Genomic DNA, 395 nt, shown 5'->3' on the forward strand with positions numbered 1-395 from the left:
TCCACCCCGCGACGATATAAGATATGAATGTGAATATGGAGGAGGAAGGGGGATTCGAACCCCCGCGGGCTGTTACACCCCTGTCGGTTTTCAAGACCGATCCCTTCAGCCGGACTTGGGTATTCCTCCGTATAATGGACCCTGTAGGACTCGAACCTACGACCGGACGGTTATGAGCCGTCTGCTCTAACCAACTGAGCTAAGGGTCCTTATAAATCGTGCGTTATGTATGAAGTAATAGCGGCGGAGGGGATCGAACCCCCGACCTCACGGGTATGAACCGTACGCTCTAGCCAGCTGAGCTACACCGCCACGAATCTAATATGCTTTTGGTTTTCTTGAAAAACCATTGAAGTTCATTTTACTTCCGTAAATAAACTTGGTGGAGCCTAGCG

Annotated in this window: 3 tRNA genes; all 3 read right to left on the bottom strand. The window is 50.4% G+C overall.

The features are described 5' to 3' along the window. Positions 1 to 36: 36 nt before the first annotated feature. Positions 37 to 129 (bottom strand) — tRNA-Ser (locus tag CN378_RS14520). Between the two features lie 6 nt (positions 130 to 135). Then, positions 136 to 209, bottom strand: a tRNA-Ile gene (locus CN378_RS14525). A gap of 29 nt (positions 210 to 238) precedes the next feature. Next, positions 239 to 312 (bottom strand) — tRNA-Met (locus CN378_RS14530). Positions 313 to 395: the final 83 nt, after the last annotated feature.

It is taken from the genome of Bacillus sp. AFS015802, assembly GCF_002561455.1.
Lineage (GTDB): Bacteria > Bacillota > Bacilli > Bacillales > Bacillaceae_B > Rossellomorea.